The 16,710-nt window shown below is 72.0% G+C and carries 15 protein-coding genes and 1 tRNA gene; 11 read left to right on the forward strand and 5 right to left on the reverse strand.

From position 1 onward, the window contains the following. Nucleotides 1–16 precede the first annotated feature (16 nt). Nucleotides 17–790, reverse strand: a complete 774-nt coding sequence (locus CRM89_RS15980) for a DUF6319 family protein (RefSeq protein WP_172964523.1) — start codon at nucleotides 788–790, stop codon at nucleotides 17–19. Between the two features lie 173 nt (nucleotides 791–963). Here CRM89_RS15980 and CRM89_RS15985 point away from each other — a divergent pair, with 173 nt between their 5' ends. From CRM89_RS15985 to CRM89_RS16005, 5 genes are all read left to right on the forward strand, one after another. Beyond that, complete coding sequence (locus tag CRM89_RS15985; RefSeq protein ID WP_041560358.1) at nucleotides 964–2,004, forward strand: NAD(P)-dependent alcohol dehydrogenase; 1,041 nt, start codon at nucleotides 964–966, stop codon at nucleotides 2,002–2,004. A gap of 16 nt (nucleotides 2,005–2,020) precedes the next feature. Then, complete coding sequence (locus CRM89_RS15990) at nucleotides 2,021–3,691, forward strand: class I adenylate-forming enzyme family protein (protein ID WP_098084770.1); 1,671 nt, start codon at nucleotides 2,021–2,023, stop codon at nucleotides 3,689–3,691. A gap of 13 nt (nucleotides 3,692–3,704) precedes the next feature. Then, nucleotides 3,705–5,444 carry an amidohydrolase family protein gene (locus CRM89_RS15995; protein ID WP_098084772.1) on the forward strand — a complete coding sequence of 580 codons (1,740 nt, stop codon included), beginning with the start codon at nucleotides 3,705–3,707 and terminating at the stop codon, nucleotides 5,442–5,444. A gap of 104 nt (nucleotides 5,445–5,548) precedes the next feature. Continuing rightward, nucleotides 5,549–6,640: a DoxX family protein gene (locus CRM89_RS16000; RefSeq protein WP_011211046.1), complete on the forward strand. Its 1,092-nt coding sequence runs from the start codon at nucleotides 5,549–5,551 to the stop codon at nucleotides 6,638–6,640. A gap of 49 nt (nucleotides 6,641–6,689) precedes the next feature. Further along, nucleotides 6,690–8,063 (forward strand): aldehyde dehydrogenase, encoded by a 1,374-nt coding sequence (locus tag CRM89_RS16005; protein ID WP_060594650.1) that lies wholly within the window; start codon nucleotides 6,690–6,692, stop codon nucleotides 8,061–8,063. A 5-nt stretch (nucleotides 8,064–8,068) separates the two neighbouring features. On the opposite strand, the gene CRM89_RS16010 is transcribed toward CRM89_RS16005, so the two are convergent. Beyond that, the gene (locus tag CRM89_RS16010; RefSeq protein ID WP_011211048.1) at nucleotides 8,069–8,674 is read right to left on the reverse strand and encodes a helix-turn-helix domain-containing protein; all 606 of its coding nucleotides are present in this window, start codon (nucleotides 8,672–8,674) and stop codon (nucleotides 8,069–8,071) included. A 95-nt stretch (nucleotides 8,675–8,769) separates the two neighbouring features. On the opposite strand from CRM89_RS16010, the gene CRM89_RS16015 reads away from it, so the two are divergent. After that, complete coding sequence (locus CRM89_RS16015) at nucleotides 8,770–9,726, forward strand: NAD(P)/FAD-dependent oxidoreductase (RefSeq protein ID WP_098087016.1); 957 nt, start codon at nucleotides 8,770–8,772, stop codon at nucleotides 9,724–9,726. Between the two features lie 349 nt (nucleotides 9,727–10,075). Then, complete coding sequence (locus CRM89_RS16020) at nucleotides 10,076–10,267, forward strand: hypothetical protein (protein ID WP_060594649.1); 192 nt, start codon at nucleotides 10,076–10,078, stop codon at nucleotides 10,265–10,267. 1 nt (nucleotide 10,268) lies between these two features. Here CRM89_RS16020 and CRM89_RS16025 read toward each other — a convergent pair whose 3' ends face one another. Beyond that, on the reverse strand, nucleotides 10,269–10,937 hold the full coding sequence (locus CRM89_RS16025; protein WP_253805095.1) for an ACT domain-containing protein: 669 nt from the start codon (nucleotides 10,935–10,937) through the stop codon (nucleotides 10,269–10,271). 360 nt (nucleotides 10,938–11,297) lie between these two features. Between CRM89_RS16025 and CRM89_RS16030 the strand changes: the two genes are divergently transcribed. Both CRM89_RS16030 and CRM89_RS16035 read left to right on the forward strand, forming a co-directional pair. Then, nucleotides 11,298–12,587: a cytochrome P450 gene (locus CRM89_RS16030; RefSeq protein ID WP_172456824.1), complete on the forward strand. Its 1,290-nt coding sequence runs from the start codon at nucleotides 11,298–11,300 to the stop codon at nucleotides 12,585–12,587. Next, nucleotides 12,580–13,824 carry a cytochrome P450 gene (locus CRM89_RS16035; protein WP_060594647.1) on the forward strand — a complete coding sequence of 415 codons (1,245 nt, stop codon included), beginning with the start codon at nucleotides 12,580–12,582 and terminating at the stop codon, nucleotides 13,822–13,824. The genes CRM89_RS16030 and CRM89_RS16035 overlap by 8 nt, the downstream gene beginning before the upstream one ends. Before the next feature lie 84 nt (nucleotides 13,825–13,908). Here CRM89_RS16035 and CRM89_RS16040 read toward each other — a convergent pair whose 3' ends face one another. Next, a complete protein-coding gene (locus CRM89_RS16040) occupies nucleotides 13,909–14,700 on the reverse strand; it encodes a methyltransferase (RefSeq protein ID WP_060594646.1) in 792 nt (263 codons plus the stop codon). Between the two features lie 94 nt (nucleotides 14,701–14,794). On the opposite strand from CRM89_RS16040, the gene CRM89_RS16045 reads away from it, so the two are divergent. Together CRM89_RS16045 and CRM89_RS16050 are read left to right on the forward strand one after the other, a co-directional pair. Beyond that, nucleotides 14,795–15,604 (forward strand): nuclear transport factor 2 family protein, encoded by an 810-nt coding sequence (locus CRM89_RS16045; protein ID WP_098084777.1) that lies wholly within the window; start codon nucleotides 14,795–14,797, stop codon nucleotides 15,602–15,604. Nucleotides 15,605–15,669: 65 nt separating this feature from the next. Next, nucleotides 15,670–16,509: an alpha/beta fold hydrolase gene (locus CRM89_RS16050; RefSeq protein WP_172964524.1), complete on the forward strand. Its 840-nt coding sequence runs from the start codon at nucleotides 15,670–15,672 to the stop codon at nucleotides 16,507–16,509. Nucleotides 16,510–16,607: 98 nt separating this feature from the next. On the opposite strand, the gene CRM89_RS16055 is transcribed toward CRM89_RS16050, so the two are convergent. Further along, nucleotides 16,608–16,681, reverse strand: a tRNA-Met gene (locus CRM89_RS16055). Nucleotides 16,682–16,710 lie beyond the last annotated feature (29 nt).

A 16,710-nucleotide genomic window follows, 5' to 3' on the forward strand; every position in this document is an offset into this window, starting at 1 on the left:
CGGCCGTGTGCGGTCGTCAGGAATCCAATTCCTCGAGCGCCCGCTTGGCGGCGGCCAGTTCGGCCTGCAATTGTTCGACCTTCGCCAGCTGTGCCTGCTTGGCGGCCTCGAGCACACCGGCGACCACCTCCGCGACCTCCGGGTGCAACAGCTTGGCGGCCTGCGCCACCGCGGCACTGCTCACCGGCAGCCCGCGCACCGACCGCTTCTTACCGGTGGCGACCTCGACCGTCCACTCGCCGTCGGCGGTGCCCGCGAGGGTCACGGTGACCTCGGGCGTCTTCTTCCGCGCGGGCGACTTGGTGGTCTTGGCCGGTGCCGGACGGGGGGCGGCCGGCTTGTCCTGGGCGCTCGGACGCGGTTCGGCGGCAACGTCTTTCGCGGTCGCCTTCGCGGCCGGGGCGGCGGCGGGCTCGGCGCGGCCCGCCGCTCGCACGGGGGCGGGGCTCGCGGGGGTCGCGGTCGACGGCTGGGTCACGGGGGGTTCCTTCCTCGGCGCCGGCTTCGACCGGCCCGACGCGGCGGCCTGCCGCTCGCGCGGCGGCTTGGTCAGGGTCACTTCGACGGGGGAGAACGACAGCGCGTCCTTGGAGCCGGTGGGCCGCACCTGCAGGAAGTCGCCCTCGGCCGGATCGCCCAGCGCCACAACCTTGCCCGAGCGGCCTTCGGGCACGCCCACCGCGGCGGAGGTGAACCACACCATCGGCGGACGGCCTGCGGCGATCTCGGCGGCGATGTGCTCGATCTCGCTGTCCGACAACGGCTTGGGTTTGGTGCGGGAGGACGGCATGGGGAGCTCCGGACGATCATCGGGGGACGACTGCGTGCCCCAGATGATGCCGCACGCCACCGACACCACGCACAGGCGGCGGGGGCCACCGGCGCGGGCGGCCCTGGCGCGGCACTCAGAAACGCTGTTAACTTATTGCCTACGTCACAATCGGACGAGGACGAACCGCTTTGATGCACGCACTGCAACTGACCGGCCCCGGCAGGCTCGAACTGCGCACGGTTCCGGTGCCCGGGATCGGCCCCACCGACGTGCTGCTGCGCGTCGGCGCCGCAGGTATCTGCCACTCCGACCTCTACGTCCTCGGCCTGCCGTTCCCGCTGCGGGAGGAGCCGCTCACCCTCGGCCACGAGATCGCGGGCACGGTCGAAGCGGTCGGCGCCGAGGTGGACGGCCCGCGGCCGGGCGACCGCGGCGTGGTCTATCTGTGCTGGTCGTGCGGGGTGTGCCGAGAGTGCATCCGTGGCAACGAGAATGTCTGCCTCGCCGCGGGCCGGTCGGCGATGCCGCCCTGCCCCGGACTCGGGCCCGACGGCGGCATGGCCGAATACGTCCGCGTTCCGGCGCGTGCGTTCGTGCCGATCGGCGAACTGGATTTCCTGCAGGCCGCTCCGCTCGCCGACGCCGCGCTCACCAGCTACCACGCGATCGCGGGGGCGCGCGACCACCTGCTGCCCGGTGCGACCGCCGTCGTCATCGGCATCGGCGGGCTGGGGCACGTGGCGGTGCAGATCCTGGCCGCCACCACCGCGGTGCGCATCATCGCGGTCGACGTGAGCGAGGACAAGCTCTTCCTGGCCGCCCACTACGGAGCCGACGAGGGCCTGGTGATCGGCGCGGACACCGCGGCGCGGATTCTCGAACGCACCGGCGGCCGGGGCGCGGAAGCGGTGTTCGACTTCGTCGGCGTCGACGAGACCGCCCGCCTGGCGGTGGAGACCGTCGCCCCCAACGGCGCCTACCGGATGGTGGGACTCGGCGGCGGTGCGCCGGAGCTCACCGCGGGCCCGGCCGGCGGGCCCGGCTGGCCGTGGGGCGCCTCGGTGCGCAAGTCCTACGGCGGCACCCGCTCGGACCTCGTGGAGTCCATCGCCCTGGCGCAGGCGGGCAAGCTGCGGGTCGAGGTCGAGCCGTACGAACTGGCCGACGGCCGCGAGGCGCTCGACCGGCTCGACCGCGGCCTGGTCCGTGGCCGGGCGGTACTCGTGCCATGACAGTGGAAGGACGGGGATGACCACATCCGTTGACCGGCAAGCGCTTCGGGCCGAGGCCGTCCGGCGGCTCACCGCGGCGGGCGCGCCCTTCGAGACGACGGTCGAGGAGGTGCTCGGCGCACCGGTCACGGTCTTCCGGCACCGCAAGCCCGCGCTCCGCGCGCTGCTGGCCGAATCCGCGCGGCTGGGTGAGCGCGAGTATCTCGTCGACGGCGAGCGGCGCATCACCTACGCCGCGCACCTGGCCGCCGTCGCCGCACTGGCCGAGGGCTTGCGCACCCGGTTCGGCATCGCGGCGGGCGACCGCGTCGGCATCCTCGCCGCCAACAGCGCGGAGTGGGTGCAGGCGTTCTGGGCCTGCCAGTGCCTCGGGGCGATCGCCGTGGGCTACAACGCGTGGTGGATGCCCCGCGAGATCGACTACGGCCTGGCCCACACCGCGCCGAAGGTGCTGATCGCCGACGACCGGCGGATCGAGCGGCTCGCACAGGTCGAGCACACCGTCCCCGTGCTGTCGATCGAGCAGCAGCTGCCCGCGCTGATCGCCGAGTTCGCCGGGGCCGCGCTGCCGGAAACCCCGGTCGCCGAAGACGATCCGGCCGTGATCCTCTACACCAGCGGCACCAGCGGCAGGCCCAAGGGCGCCACGCATTCGCACCGCAACCTGCTCGCCGTGGTCGACCAGCACCGCTTCAACGACGCGGTGGCCGCCGCCTGCGCCGGCCGCACCGACGACGGTGGCCCCAAGGGCCGCCGCTTCCTGCTCACCTCCCCGCTGTTCCACATCGCCAGCCTGCACAACCTGGTGCTGCCACGGCTGGCCACCGGCGACACCGCCGTCGTCTACCGTGGCGGTTTCGACGGCGAGCGGGTGCTGAGCCTGATCGAGCGGGAGCGCATCACCAACTGGGGCGCCATGCCGACGATGATCCACCGGCTGCTCGACGCCGACGTGGAATGCCACGACCTGTCCTCCCTGGCCGCGCTGTCGCTGAACTCGGCACCGTCCTCGGCCGCCTTGCAGGAGGCGCTGCGCGACCGCGTCCCGGCCGCGCGCACCGCGCTCACCACCAGTTACGGTATGACCGAATGCAGTACGGCCGCCACCCTGGCCACCCCGGCCGAGCTGGCGGAGTTCCCGGACACGGTGGGCAGGCCGATCATCGGCGTGGAGTTGAGCATCCGGGACGCCGAGGGTGAACCGGTGGCCGACGGCGTCGAGGGCGAGGTGTGGGTGCGCAGCGCCTACGTCATGCTCGGCTACTGGAACGATCCCGCCGCCACCGCCGCCGCGCTCACCCCGGACCGCTGGCTGCGCACCGGCGACCTCGGCGTGTGCACCGACGGCAGGCTCCGATTGTCCGGCAGGCGGTCGGATCTCATCCTGCGCGGTGGCGAGAACATCTACCCCACCGAGGTCGAGCACTGTCTCGACGAGCATCCCGCGGTTCGCGAATGCGCGGTGCTCGGGCTACCCGATCCCGACCTTGGCCAGCGGGTGGGCGCCGTGGTGGTGGTCGAGGACGAGGCCGCCACCGATCCCGGGCAGCTACGGGCCTTCACCGCCGAGCGGCTGGCGTACTACAAGGTGCCCGCCGACTGGCGGATCACCACCGAACCGCTGCCCCGCAACGCCACCGGCAAGGTGATGCGCGCCGGCCTGGCCGACCTGTTTCCCGACGGGTGAGGACGGAAAACTCGTGTACGACACCATCATCAAGGGCGGACGCTGGTTCGACGGCACCGGCGCGGCCTCGGCGATCCGGCATCTGGGCATCCGGGACGGCCGGGTCGTCACGGTGTCGGCGGCCCCGCTCGACGAACAGGGCTGCACACGGGTGATCGATGCGACCGACCGGTGGGTGCTGCCCGGCATGATCGACATCCACACCCACTACGACGTCGAAGTGCTCGGCAGTCCGCAGCTGAGCGAGTCGCTGCGGCACGGCATCACCACGGTGCTGCTCGGCTCGTGTTCGATCTCCACCGTGCATGTCGGCCCGGAGACCGCGGGCGACCTGTTCGGGCGGGTGGAGGCGATCCCGCGCAGGCACGTCATCGACGCGGTCGCGCGGGGCAAGAGCTGGAGCAGCGCCCACGAGTACGCGCAGGCGCTCGAGGAGCTGCCGCTCGGGCCGAATGTGGCGGCGTTCATCGGGCATTCGGACATGCGCGCGGCCGCGATGGGGCTGGACCGGGCCACCCGCGCGGGCGTGCGGCCGGATGGCGCGGAGCTGGACACGATGGCGCGCTGGCTGACCGAGGCGCTGGACGCGGGCTTCGTCGGCATGTCCTCCCAGCAGTTGCGCTTCGACAAGCTCGACGGGCAGTACTGCCGTTCCCGCACGCTGCCGTCCACGTTCGCCACCGCACGGGAACGCCGCAGGCTGGGTGACATTCTGCGGGCGCGGGGCCGGGTGTTGCAGGGCGGCCCGGACGCCTCGCGCCCGCACACGGTGGTGACGATGGCGGCCGCCACCCTCGGCCTGTTCCGCGCGCCGCTGAAGGTCAGCCTGCTCTCCGCGGCCGACCTGAAGGCCCTTCCCGCGGTGATCCACCTGTTCTCGCTGCTGGCCCGCACCCTGAACCTGCTGGGCGGGAACTTCCGCTGGCAGCACCTGCCGGTGCCGTTCGAGGTGTACGCCGACGGCATCGACCTGGTGATCTTCGAAGAGTTCGGGGCGGGCGCGGCCGCCATGCACTTGGCCGATCAGGTCGAGCGGCGCCGGGACATGCTCGCCGACCCGGACTACCGGCGCCGCTTCCGCCGCGACTACGACCGCAGGTTCGGCCCGCGGGTGTGGCACCGCGACTTCTTCGACGCCGAGATCGTCGACTGCCCGGATCAACGCGTGATCGGCAAGACCTTCGGCCAGGTGGGTCTCGACCGCGGCGGCCTGCATCCCGTGGACGCCTTCCTCGACCTGGTGGTCGAGCACGGCGACAAGGTGCGCTGGCGCACCACCATCTCCAACCACCGGCCGCACGTGCTCGACCGCCTCGCCGCGCATCCGGGTGTGCACCTGGGCTTCTCCGACGCGGGCGCGCACCTGCGCAACATGGCCTTCTACAACTTCGGGCTGCGGTTCCTGCGCCGGGTGCACGAGGCCGAGCGGGCGGGCCGGCCGTTCCTGTCGCTGGAACGCGCGGTGCACCGGATGACCGGCGAGCTGGCCGACTGGTACGGCCTGGACGCCGGGCACCTGCGCCAGGGCGACCGCGCCGACGTCGTTGTCATCGATCCGGCGCACCTGGACGCCGAACTCGACCGATACGCCGAGGCGCCGGTGGCGCAGTACGACAACCTCTCGCGCATGGTCAACCGCAACGACGCCGCGGTGACGGCGGTGCTGGTCGGTGGCGAGTTCGTCTTCGGCGAGGGCAGGGCCGGGGACTCGGTGGGGGTCACGCGCACCGGCCGGTTCCTGCGCGCCCGCTGAGTTCGGCTCCTCGACCGGCACGGTGGCGCGCATCGCCCCGGTGTTTGGGTACCCCGGTCACGGGAACCCGCCCGAATAAGCCATCGAGGAAAGGGTTGACGTCCATGTTGCTGCGCCGACTTGCCCGACCACTGCTGGCGACCGCCTTCGTCGCCGACGGGGTCGACACGCTCATGAATCCCGAACCGCGCGCCAAGGCCGCGGCCGCGCTGCCCGCCGAGGTCGCGAGCAGGCTGCCCGCCGACCCGGACACCGTCATCAAGGTCAACGCCGTCGCGCAGGTCTCGGGCGGCGTGCTGCTGGCCCTGGGCAAAGCACCCCGGCTCGCCTCGATCGTGCTGGCCGCGTCCGTGCTGCCCGCCACGGTCACCCAGCAGAACTTCTGGGCCGAGCCCGACCCGGACAAGAAGCTCGCCAAGCGCACCGCCTTCCTCAAGGACGTGAGCCTGCTGGGCGGACTGCTGATCGCCAGCGCCGACACCGCGGGTAAGCCGTCGCTGGGCTGGCGGGGCAAGCGCGCCGCGCGCAACGCCGCCGCGACCGTCTCGGCGGCGTTGCCGTTCGGCGCGGCCGCGAGCGACGGCACCGGCGAGGCGCTGCGCCAGCACGCGCAGGAGGCCGCCGAGCGGGCCAAGGAACTCGGCACCGTGGCCGCCGCCAAGGGGTCCGAGCTGGCCGAGACCGTGCAGACGCACGGGCCGGAGTGGGCGGCCACCGCCAAAGAACGCAGCGCCGCCCTCGCCGCGGCCGCCAAGGAACGGGCGGTGCCGCTGGCCGCCGCCGCCAAGGAGCGCACCGCGCCGCTGGCCCTGACCGCCAAGGAACGCAGCGCCGTCCTGGCCGAGCGCGCCAAGGAACGCGGCACGCCGCTGGCGCTCACCGCCAAGGAACGCAGCGCCGTGCTCGCCGAACGGGCGAAGGAACGCGGTGCGGAGCTGGCCGACACCGCGCGGGTGCGCGGCGCCGAACTGGCCGAACTCGCGAAGGAACGCGGCGACGAGTTCGCCGACGTGGCCAAGCACCGCGGCGCGGAGTGGGCCGACCTCGCCAAGCACCGCGGCGCGGAATTCGGTGACGTGGCCAAGCACCGCGGCGTCGAATGGGCCGAGGCGGCGCGCGCCCAGCGGGCCGAACTGGCGGCCGCCGCGCGCAAGAAGGTCGAGAAGCAGCAGCAGCCCAAGCGCTGGTTCCGCTAGGAAAGGCCGGTCCCCGGTTGCGGCGCTCGCGCCGGGGTAACCGTCGGCCATGACACAGACGCACGAGGAACTCACCGACATCGTCACCTCCGCCGACGGCGCGGCCTCCCGTCTCGTCCCGGCCGCCGACCAGGAGATCGCCGAGGCCGTGCACCTGGCCAGGACGGCGCAGCCGGAGTGGGCCGCGGTCGCACCGGCCGACCGCGGCGCCGCGCTGCACGCCGCCGCCGCGGCACTGCGCGACCGGGCCGACACGCTCGCCCAAGTGGTGCACGAGGAGACCGGCAGGCCGGTGGCGAGCGCGCTCGAGGGCATCGGCGCGGGCGCGGGCACCCTGGTGCAGTACGCCGAACTCGGCCCGGTGCATCGCGGCAAGACGCTCCAGGGCCCCTCGGACGCCACCGATTTCATGATCCACGAGCCCCGCGGTGTGGTGGTGGCGCTGACGCCGTGGAACGATCCGGTCGCCATCGCGTGCGGGTTGCTCGGTGCCGCGCTGGTCACCGGCAACACCGTGCTGCACAAGCCGAGCGAACGCTGCCCGCGCACCGGCGAGTTGCTCGGGCAGATCCTCGCGGAGTGCTTCCCGCGCGATGTCGTGCAGACGATCACCGGCGACGGCCGGGTGGGCGCGGTGCTGGCGGGCGCGCCGGTCGACGTCGTCGCCCACGTCGGCGGCACGGCGACCGGCCGCGCGGTGGCCGCGGCGGCCGCCCGCACCGGGGCGAAGGTGCTGCTGGAGAACGGCGGCAACGACCCGCTGATCGTGGACGCCGACGTGGATCCCGCCTGGGCGGCCGAGCAGGCCGCGCTCGGCGCATTCGCCAACGCGGGCCAGATCTGCGTCTCGGTCGAGCGAATCTACGTGGTGGAGACGATCGCGCGGGAATTCCTCGCCGCGTTGTGCGACCAGGCCCGGCGGTGGAACAGCGACCCGCAACCACTGGTGGACGAGGCCCAGCGCGATCTCGTGCATGCCCACGTCCGCGACGCGGTCGAGCACGGCGCGCAGGTGCTGGTCGGTGGGACCGTCCCCGACGGACCCGGTGCCTACTACCCCGCGACCGTCCTGTCCGACTGCACCCGCGGGATGCGGGTGTTGCGGGAGGAGACCTTCGGCCCGGTGGCGCCGGTGCGCACGGTCCCCGATTTCGCGACCGCGTTGGCCGAGGCCCGCGACGACGAACACGGGCTCGCCGCGACCGTGCTGACCGGGTCGATGGCCAACGCGCAGCGGGCCTGGCGGGCGTTGCCGGTCGGCACCGTCAAGATCAACGCGGTGTTCGGCGGCGCGCCGGGCGGTGCCGCGCAACCGCGCGGGCGCTCCGGCGCCGGATTCGGTTACGGCCCGGAACTATTGGACGAGATGACCACGGTGAAGGTTGTGCACTGGCAGGCGCCGCCGGAGCGGCGGACGTCCTGACCTCCTCAGTGCTCACCGTTTTCGGCACGGCGGTCACCGGTTTTCGGCACGGCGGGCCGGGCGCGCAGATGCGCCCGCTCGCCCTGCTTGCCGAACAAGCTCAGGAACTCCACCGGCCGGTCGTCCGCGGCGCCGAACCAATGCGGCACCCTGGTATCGAATTCGGCGGCCTCGCCCGGCTCCAGCACCAGATCGTGCTCGCCGAGGATCAACCGCAGCCGCCCGTTGAGCACGTAGAGCCACTCGTAGCCCTCGTGTGTCTTCGGGTCGGGGGTGCGGCGGGTGTCCGGCGGGATGATCAGCTTGTAGGCCTGGATACCGCCCGGGCGGCGGGTCAGCGGCAGCATCGTCATGCCGTTGCGGGTGACCGGACGCAGGTGGACGCGGGGATCGCCGGTGGGCGGGGCGTCGACGAGTTCGTCGAGGGTCACGCCGTGCGCGCGGGCCAGCGGCAGCAGCAGTTCCAGGGTGGGTCGCCGTGCGCCGGACTCGAGCCGCGACAGCGTGCTCACCGAGATCCCGGTGGCGGCGGAGAGCTCGCCGAGGGTGGTCTCGCGCTGTTTACGCAGCGCGCGCAGCCGCGGGCCGACCGCCTCGAGCGCCTGATCCATGTCGTCGTCCACGCACCCCAGTTTGCCATACCGGCAAATTGCTTTGCCGATAATGCCGGAGCTGGGGCACAGTGTCCGGCGAGGAGGTGGTCATGATGACCGAAGAGTCGACCGAATACGACGTGGTGGTGATCGGCGGCGCGGCCGCGGGATTGAGCGGCGCGCTGACGCTCGCCCGTGCCCGGCGCTCGGTGCTGGTGATCGATGCCGGCGAGCCCCGCAACAGCCCGGCCGAGGGCGTGCACGCCCTGTTCGGCATGGACGGTATCGCCCCCGCGGAACTGCTCGCGCGGGGCCGGGCGGAGGTCGCCCGCTACGGCGGCGAGCTGGCCGACGGCGAGGTGGTGAGCGCCCGGCGCTCCGGCGACGGGTTCGAGGTGCGCACGGCCGCGGGCCGCACCGTGCGGGCCAGGCGGTTGCTGGTGACGACCGGCCTGGTCGACGAGTTGCCACCGATCCCGGGGCTGCGCGCCCGTTGGGGCCGCGACCTGGTGCACTGCCCGTACTGCCACGGCTGGGAGGTGCGCGACGAGCCGATCGGCGTGATCGCCAGCGGACCGAACTCGATCCACCAGGCCCTGCTGTTCCGGCAGTGGAGCCCCGACATCGTCTACTTCACCCACACCGCCGAACCGCCGTCCGCGGAGAAGGCCGAGGAACTCGCCGCCCGCGACATCCGGGTGGTGCCCGGCGAGATCACCGGCGTCGTGGTCACCGACGACCGGATCACCGGCGTCCGGCTGTCCGACGGTTCCGTCGTCGAGCGGACCACACTCACCGTGGCGCCGCGCATGATCGCGCGCGCCGGATTCCTGGCCGAACTCGGCCTGCACCCGGTCGAGCACCAGTCCGGGATGGGCATGCACATCCCGTCGGACCCGGTCGGCGCGACCGACGTGCCCGGCGTGTGGGTGGCGGGCAACGTCACCGAATTGTCCGCGCAGGTCGGTGGGGCCGCCGCGGCGGGCACCATCGCGGCCGCGCACATCAACGCCGATCTGGTCGCCGCCGACACCGCGGCCGCGGTCGAGGCCAGGAGGGTCGGGGTCTGACCGCCGCGCGCCGCGTCCGGAGACGGGACCGATCCGGACCGGGCGCGGCGCCGAATGTGAGATGGGCGCACACCCCGATCCCAGCCACGGCGGGGTGACGCCCGGTTGGGGTGCGACAGCACCACCGGGGCGAGGCGCAGCGATGCTCTCGCCCCGGCGGTGTCTCGCCGGACTATGCTGTCCGGACATGCGGCGGAGACCGAGCCCGCTCGAGCGGACTCACCCGAGAGCGAACACACATCGGCGTGACGCGAAATACGGTGCCGCGCAGCGACATCTGGGGTACGACTATCGCCGAACTCCGACGGTGCGCACCGTCGTTCCCCGCCGCCAGAATGTGAGCCCACCCGTGGACCTCGAGCCCCACGACCGCACCGCCGCATCCGATCTCCGTCTCGCGCGCGACGTCCGCTGCGCCCGGCTACGCCGTCTGTTGCGCACCACGATCGGCCTGTCCCAGGAATCGGTGGACCTGCTCACCAGCATGGCCGACCGGTTACGCGCCGCCGAGGGAGCGTTGCCCGACCCCGCGTACTACTGACTCACCCGCGCCGCACCACCGCCCCCGCGAGGTCGCAGAGGCGGTGTGCCCGTGCGGTTTCGGCGGGCGTGAAGGGCTCGTCCGGCCGGACGAAACACAGGGTGGCGTCCGCGTGCACCACCTCGAGCCGGGCCTCCGCCGCGACCGGCGGTCCGTGATCGGCGCCCGGCGCCAGATACCGGGCACCCAGGAGTTCGGCGAGCGCCAGGGGCAACTCGTCCGGATCGGCGGCCACGCGCGCGGCGATGCCCAGCGCCTTGGTCTGGCCGTCGACGAGAGTCAACGGCGAGGCGGGCCACACCCGCACCCCGGCGCCGCCGGCCTGCCGCACCGCCCCGGTGAGCGCCTGCGCGGTCAGGCCGTCGGGGGCCGACACCACGAGTTCGTCCAGCACACCGGATTCCAGCCGATGCACATGTACGGCCAGAATGTTGACCGCGTGGTCGGCCAGTCGCGCGGTGAGCGCTTCGAGCCGGCCCGGTCGGTCGTCGAGCCGCACCCGGATGCGCCACAGCGCGGGCGCACGTCCCACCGCGTCGCGGACGCGCAACTGCGGGCCGTGCAACCACCGGCCGAGCAGTCGCATGGCAGAGGGCTCGACCACCCAGATCACCAGGACGGTCGTGGTGACCGTCAGCGTCAGCACGGTCAGCAGATACTGGTCGGCCACATGCCCCGACCATCGCGACCGGTCGTTTCCATCCGCGTGTCCGCTCGTAACAGCCGCGTGACAGACCCGCACACCCCCGCTGACCTGCGGTGATTATCCGGTGAATGCGGCCACGGCCGGGGCAGGTCCGTCGGGTGCACCACACCCGCTCGCGGCCGGCGGCACCGCGTGCTATCCGCGCGTGCGTGATTGAACGAGAGAGACTTTCGCGCACGGCTGCTACCGTGAGAGCGTCGCCGAGCGGGAAAACACTCCGCTGCAACGGAGTTGGCTCGGCGACGCCCCGTTCGCGGGGCAGTTCCTGGTGGCACGAACAGGGGGGCCACCGCGTAGTCCGCTCGATCGTTGGGAGACGACTCCTTGACCAACCCACCGTCGCTCGCCGCCGTCGCCGAGGACACCGGGGGCTGCCCGGTGCGCCACGGCTCCCCCATCGACACCGACGGCCCGCGCGTCCCGCTGTACACCCCCGAATTCGCCGCCGACCCGCACCGCTTCTACCGTGAGATGCGCCGCGACTACGGCTCGCTGGCCCCGATCGAACTCTCCCCCGGCGTGCCCGCCACGCTCGTCGTCGGCTACGACACCGCGGTCCGAATCCTCAACGACCCCGAGCATTTTCCGGCGGATCCGCGCGTCTGGCAGCGCGACATCCCCGCCGACTGCCCGGTGCGGCCGATGATGGAGTGGTATCCGAACGCCCTGCGCAACAGCGGTATGACGCACCTGCGCTACCGCCAGGCCTATACCGCCGCCATCGACGGCATCGACCTGCACTCGCTGCACACCACCGTCGAGCGGATCGCGGTGCCGCTGATCAACGAGTTCTGCACCACCGGCTCGGCGGATCTGGTGTCCCAGTACGCCTTTCCGCTGGTGTTCGAGGTGCTCAACCAGATGGTCGGCTGCTCGACCGAACTCGGCCAGCGGGTCGCCACCGGGATGGCCGCCCTGTTCGACACCGTCAACGCGGCGTGGGGCATGCAGACGCTCAGCGAAGCGCTGATGGAGTTGATCCACCTGCGCCGCGCCGAACCCGGTGACGACGTCACCTCGCGGCTGGCCCACCACCCGGCCGAGTTGAACGACGAGGAGATGCTCTCCCAGCTGATCAGCTTCTACGGCGCGGGCATCGAGCCGCAGACCAACCTGATCGTCAACACCCTGCTGCTCATGCTCACCGACGACCGGTTCGGCGGCAGCATGCTCGGCGGCGCCCTGTCCACCCGCGACGCGCTCGACGAGGTGCTCTTCAACGACCCGCCGATCTCCAACTTCTGCACCAGCTATCCGCGCCAGCCCATCCTCATCGACAACACCTGGTTGCCCGCCCACCAGCCGGTGCTGATCGGCCTGGCCGCGGCGAACACCGATCCCGCGGTGCGCGGCGGGGACCGCACCGGCAACCGCTCGCACCTGGCGTGGGGCGCGGGCCCGCACGCCTGCCCCGCGAGGTCGGTCGCCTACCTGGTGGTGCAGGAGGCGATCGATCAACTGCTCGACGCGCTGCCCGAACTGAAGCTGGCGGTGCCCACCACCGAATTGACCTGGCGCCCGGGCCCGTTCCACCGCGCCCTGGCCGCGCTCCCGGTCGTCTTCCCGGAATCACCTCGTTTGCCCATGAACCAAGGAGCGTTCCCCCGTGGCTGACCCGACACTCGAACCGATCGCGCTGGACCTCACCGGCGCCGACATCCAGGGCGAGTCCGCACGCATCCGCGCCCGTGGCCCCGTCGCGCTGGTGGCCCTGCCCGGCGGCGTGCCCGCCTGGTCGGTGACCGACGCGGCGGTGCTCAAGAGCCTGCTCGCCGACCCCCGGGTGTCGAAGGACCCGCGCCAGCACTGGGCGGCCTTCCGCAACGGCGAGATCACCGAGGAATGGCCGCTGCTGCCGTGGGTGGCGGTGGACAACATGTTCACCGCCTACGGCCGCGAGCACCGCAGGCTGCGCAACCTCGTCGCGCCGGCGTTCACCCACCGCCGCACCACCGCGCTGCGTCCGCGCATCGAACAGCTCACCACCGAACTGCTCGACGCGCTGGCCGCGACCCCGCCCGGCACGCCCGCCGATCTGCGCGAGGGTTTCGCCTACCCGGTGCCGATCCAGGTGATCACCGAGATGATGGGCGTGCCCGACCATCTCGGACCCGGCCTGCGCCGCTGCGTCGACGGCTTCTTCGACACCTCCTTCGGCCCCGAGGAAGCCCAGGCCAACTACGCCGAGATGTACCGGCTGGTCAGCGAACTCGTCGCCTACCGGGCCGAGCACCCGGGCGAGGACGTCACCAGCGTGCTGATCTCCACCCGCGACGAGGACGGCTCACGGCTCACCGAGAAGGAACTCGTCGACACCCTCATGCTGGTGATCAACGCCGGCCACGAGACCACGGTGAACCTGCTCGATCAGGCCATCTTCGCGTTGCTCACCCATCCCGAGCAGCGGGCCGACGTGCTCGCGGGCCGGGTGAGCTGGGAGGAGGTGATCGAGGAGGCGCTGCGCTACGAGGCGCCGGTGGCACACCTGCCGCTGCGCTACGCCGTCGAGGACATCGAGATCGGCGAGCACACCATCGGCAAGGGCGAGGCCATCCTCGCCTCGTACGCCGCCGCCGGCCGCGACCCGAAGGTGCACGGCGAGACCGCCGACCGCTTCGACATCCACCGGGCCAAGAAGGACCACGTCTCCTTCGGCCACGGCGCCCACCACTGCATCGGCGCTCCGCTGGCCCGCCTGGAGGCCGCCATCGCCCTGCCCGCGCTGTTCACCCGCTTCCCCGAGCTGCGCCTGGCCCAGGATCCCGCCACCCTGAAACCGGTCGGCAGCTTCGTCTCCAACGGCCACCAGACGTTGCCGGTGTATCTGCATCCGGAGTCCGCGGGGAACTGAGGGGCCGGCCCGGGTCGGTGCGGCCGCCGCGGTGACGAGCACGGGCTCGTCACCGCGGCGCCGCTCACCCGGCGAGCGGCGTCGTCAGATCACGAAGGGGATCAGGGCTTTCCGGTTCCGGGGATAGTCGGCGAACTTCTCCCGGTACCAGCGGTGGGTCGCGAACGCGCGGGGGACGAGGTTGCCCGCGGTGATCAAGAAGATGACCACGCCCGCCAGCGACCATGTCAGCAGGGCGAAACCGGCCCAGGCGACGAGTTCACCCAGATAGGCGGGGCTGCTGACGAACCGGAACCCGCCGCCGTAGGGGATGCGGTACTCGGCGGCGCCGGGGTCGCGCTTGTCGCGCAGGTTGCGCACGATCGACTCGGAGCGCACGAGCAGGGCGAAGCCGCACAGGTAGACGGCGAGCCCGATCAGGAAGCGCGGATCGGTCAACCACTCGGTGCCGTACTGGTGCTTGTAGTCGTGGCTGAAGAAGGCGCCGTTGAGGTAGCCGTGCAGGCTGGTGACGAACATGCCCGCGGCCAGCACCGAGACGTTGAAGGTGCTGCGCTTGCCCGGCACCTGACGAATCGCCAGCGGGAAGAACCAGCCCCGATTGGCGTAGTGCAGCAACCAGATTCCGGCGAGGACGAGCGGCACGGGCTCGAATCGGTCGGGACCGGTCAGAAAGAACACCGCGAACACGACGGTGGCGGGCAGCTCCATCAGCCACCAGCCCAACTTCGGGGAGAGATTGAAGCCGAGCGAGGCCGGCGCGAATCGGCCGTACGGGCTCTGCGCGAACAGCCCGCCGACGATCACGAACGCGGCGAACGCGAAGCCGATCGTGAGCACGGTGTCGTAGCCGGTGTTGCCGGTGTACCAGTCCATCGTGGTCCTTCGTCGCACTGAAATTAGAACATGTTCTACCATGGGCGGTGCCGGGCCACAGCCCCGCGAGCGATGACGACCACCGAGGAGCCCCATGCCGCCGGAGCCGACCGCCGCCGACCTGCTGGCCGCCGTGCAGGCCTCGCCGCGCGCCGTGCTGGCCCACGACAAGACCGCCTGGGTGCGGCTGTTCACGCCGGACGCGGCGGTCAACGATCCGGTCGGCGCCGACCCGCACATCGGCACCCGCGCGATCGAGCGTTTCTACGACACCTTCATCGGACCGAACACGATCGTCTTCCACGTCGAGCGCGACCTGATCGCCGGCCGGACCGTGGTGCGCGATCTCGCCATCGAGACCACCATGTCGACCGGCGCGACGGTGCTGGTTCCGATGCACCTGCGCTACGACCTCATCGACGCGGACGGACAGTGGCGGATCGCCCGCCTGGCCGCGCACTGGGAACTCGCCACCATGGTGCTGCGACTGCTGCGCACCGGCCTGCCCGGCCTCGGCGCCGCCGCGAAACTGGGCCCGCAGCTGGTACGCAACCAGGGCATCGGCGGCGCGTTGGGCATGGCCAAGGCCTTCACCGGCGTCGGCCGCGCGGGCAAGTCGGTGACCAGCAGGCTCTTCGCCGCCGCGGCCGACACCGACATCGCGCACGTGCGCGAACTGCTCGGCGATCGCGCCACCATCACCCTGCCCGCCCACCAGCGGGTGACGGTGGAGGAGTTCACCAACCGCTGCCGCAACATCCGCTGGGACAAGATGATCGCGGCCGGGCGGTGGGTGACCACGTCGGTGGAGATCGGCTCGGCACGCGGGGTCGCGATGATCGAATTCGCCCCGAAGGCACCGCGGATCGTCCGACTGGAGATCTTCCTCGACAGCGAGGTCTGAACCCGGGAACCCGGGACGGCGCCTCGCTCGTTGGCTTCCTCGTCTCGACTGAGGGAGGTTCGACTGTGCAGGCATATTCGGTGGACGGCATCCGCTACGACATCATCGGCGACGGCACACCCCTGGTGCTCGTCCACGGCGGCTCGGGGCGACGGCAGTGGTTCGATCCCATGACGCCACTGCTCGAGCGCGATGCGCGCATGCTGCGGGTGGATCTCCCCGGCCACGGAGACTCCGCGCCGACCCCGGGCCACTACCGGCTGGAGGAGTCCGCGGCGGCACTGCACCGGGTGCTCGACCACGCGGGATGGGAGCGATGCGTGGTCTTCGGGCATTCGCACGGCGCGCACGTCGCGGCCGTGCTGGCCGCCGACCATCCCGACCGGGTGGCCGGGCTGGTCATCGGCGACGCCCCGTTCGATCGCGAGCGGATGCGCGCACACCATCGCGCCACCGCGCCGATGAATCGGGCGTGGCGCGCGCTCACCGGCGCCGCGCGGCCCCAGGCGCACACCCTCGCCGGGTTCCTCGCGCTGGAGATCGCCGGACCGGGCAGTCCGTCCATCGAGGACGTGTTCGGCCGCGAGCACCCCTACGTCCGGGAGATGGTCGCGAGTCTGCGGCACCACGACGGCGACTTCCTCGACGCCGTCCTCGACCGGTTCGACGACACCTACCACCGCCTCGACGACGCCCTGCTGCGCGCGGTGACCTGCCCGGTCGTGCTGCTCGCCGCCGACCCGGCCGCGGGCGGGCTGGTCGGCGACGCGGACATCGCCTACGTGACCGACCGGGCCGCGGGGGCGCGGGTGCACCGGTTGTCCGGCGTCGGCCACGGACTCCAGTTGCAGGACCCGCGGCAGGTCGCCGAGGCGCTGCGCGACCACGTGCGGCCTGCGCGGTAGGACCTCGCGGGTACGACCCTGCGGGTAAGACACCGCGGGTGAGACACCGCGGCAGGACAGCGAAAAGGCCCGGAACCTGAGTTCCGGGCCTTTCGTAGTAGCGGGGACAGGATTTGAACCTGCGACCTCTGGGTTATGAGCCCAGCGAGCTACCGAGCTGCTCCACCCCGCGTCGGTGAACACCACATTACACACGGATAC

The organism is Nocardia sp. FDAARGOS_372, assembly GCF_002554515.1.
Classification (GTDB): domain Bacteria; phylum Actinomycetota; class Actinomycetes; order Mycobacteriales; family Mycobacteriaceae; genus Nocardia; species Nocardia farcinica.

Excerpts from the sequence above, each read along its gene's own strand:
- CRM89_RS16015 (WP_098087016.1), top strand. The coding sequence starts at position 8,770 with ATGACCGAAGAGTCGACCGAATACGACGTGGTGGTGATCGGCGGCGCG.
- CRM89_RS15980 (WP_172964523.1), bottom strand. The coding sequence starts at position 790 with ATGCCGTCCTCCCGCACCAAACCCAAGCCGTTGTCGGACAGCGAGATC.
- CRM89_RS16040 (WP_060594646.1), bottom strand. The coding sequence starts at position 14,700 with ATGGACTGGTACACCGGCAACACCGGCTACGACACCGTGCTCACGATC.
- CRM89_RS16000 (WP_011211046.1), top strand. The coding sequence starts at position 5,549 with ATGTTGCTGCGCCGACTTGCCCGACCACTGCTGGCGACCGCCTTCGTC.
- CRM89_RS16010 (WP_011211048.1), bottom strand. The coding sequence starts at position 8,674 with ATGGATCAGGCGCTCGAGGCGGTCGGCCCGCGGCTGCGCGCGCTGCGT.
- CRM89_RS16045 (WP_098084777.1), top strand. The coding sequence starts at position 14,795 with ATGCCGCCGGAGCCGACCGCCGCCGACCTGCTGGCCGCCGTGCAGGCC.
- CRM89_RS16005 (WP_060594650.1), top strand. The coding sequence starts at position 6,690 with ATGACACAGACGCACGAGGAACTCACCGACATCGTCACCTCCGCCGAC.
- CRM89_RS15985 (WP_041560358.1), top strand. The coding sequence starts at position 964 with ATGCACGCACTGCAACTGACCGGCCCCGGCAGGCTCGAACTGCGCACG.
- CRM89_RS15990 (WP_098084770.1), top strand. The coding sequence starts at position 2,021 with ATGACCACATCCGTTGACCGGCAAGCGCTTCGGGCCGAGGCCGTCCGG.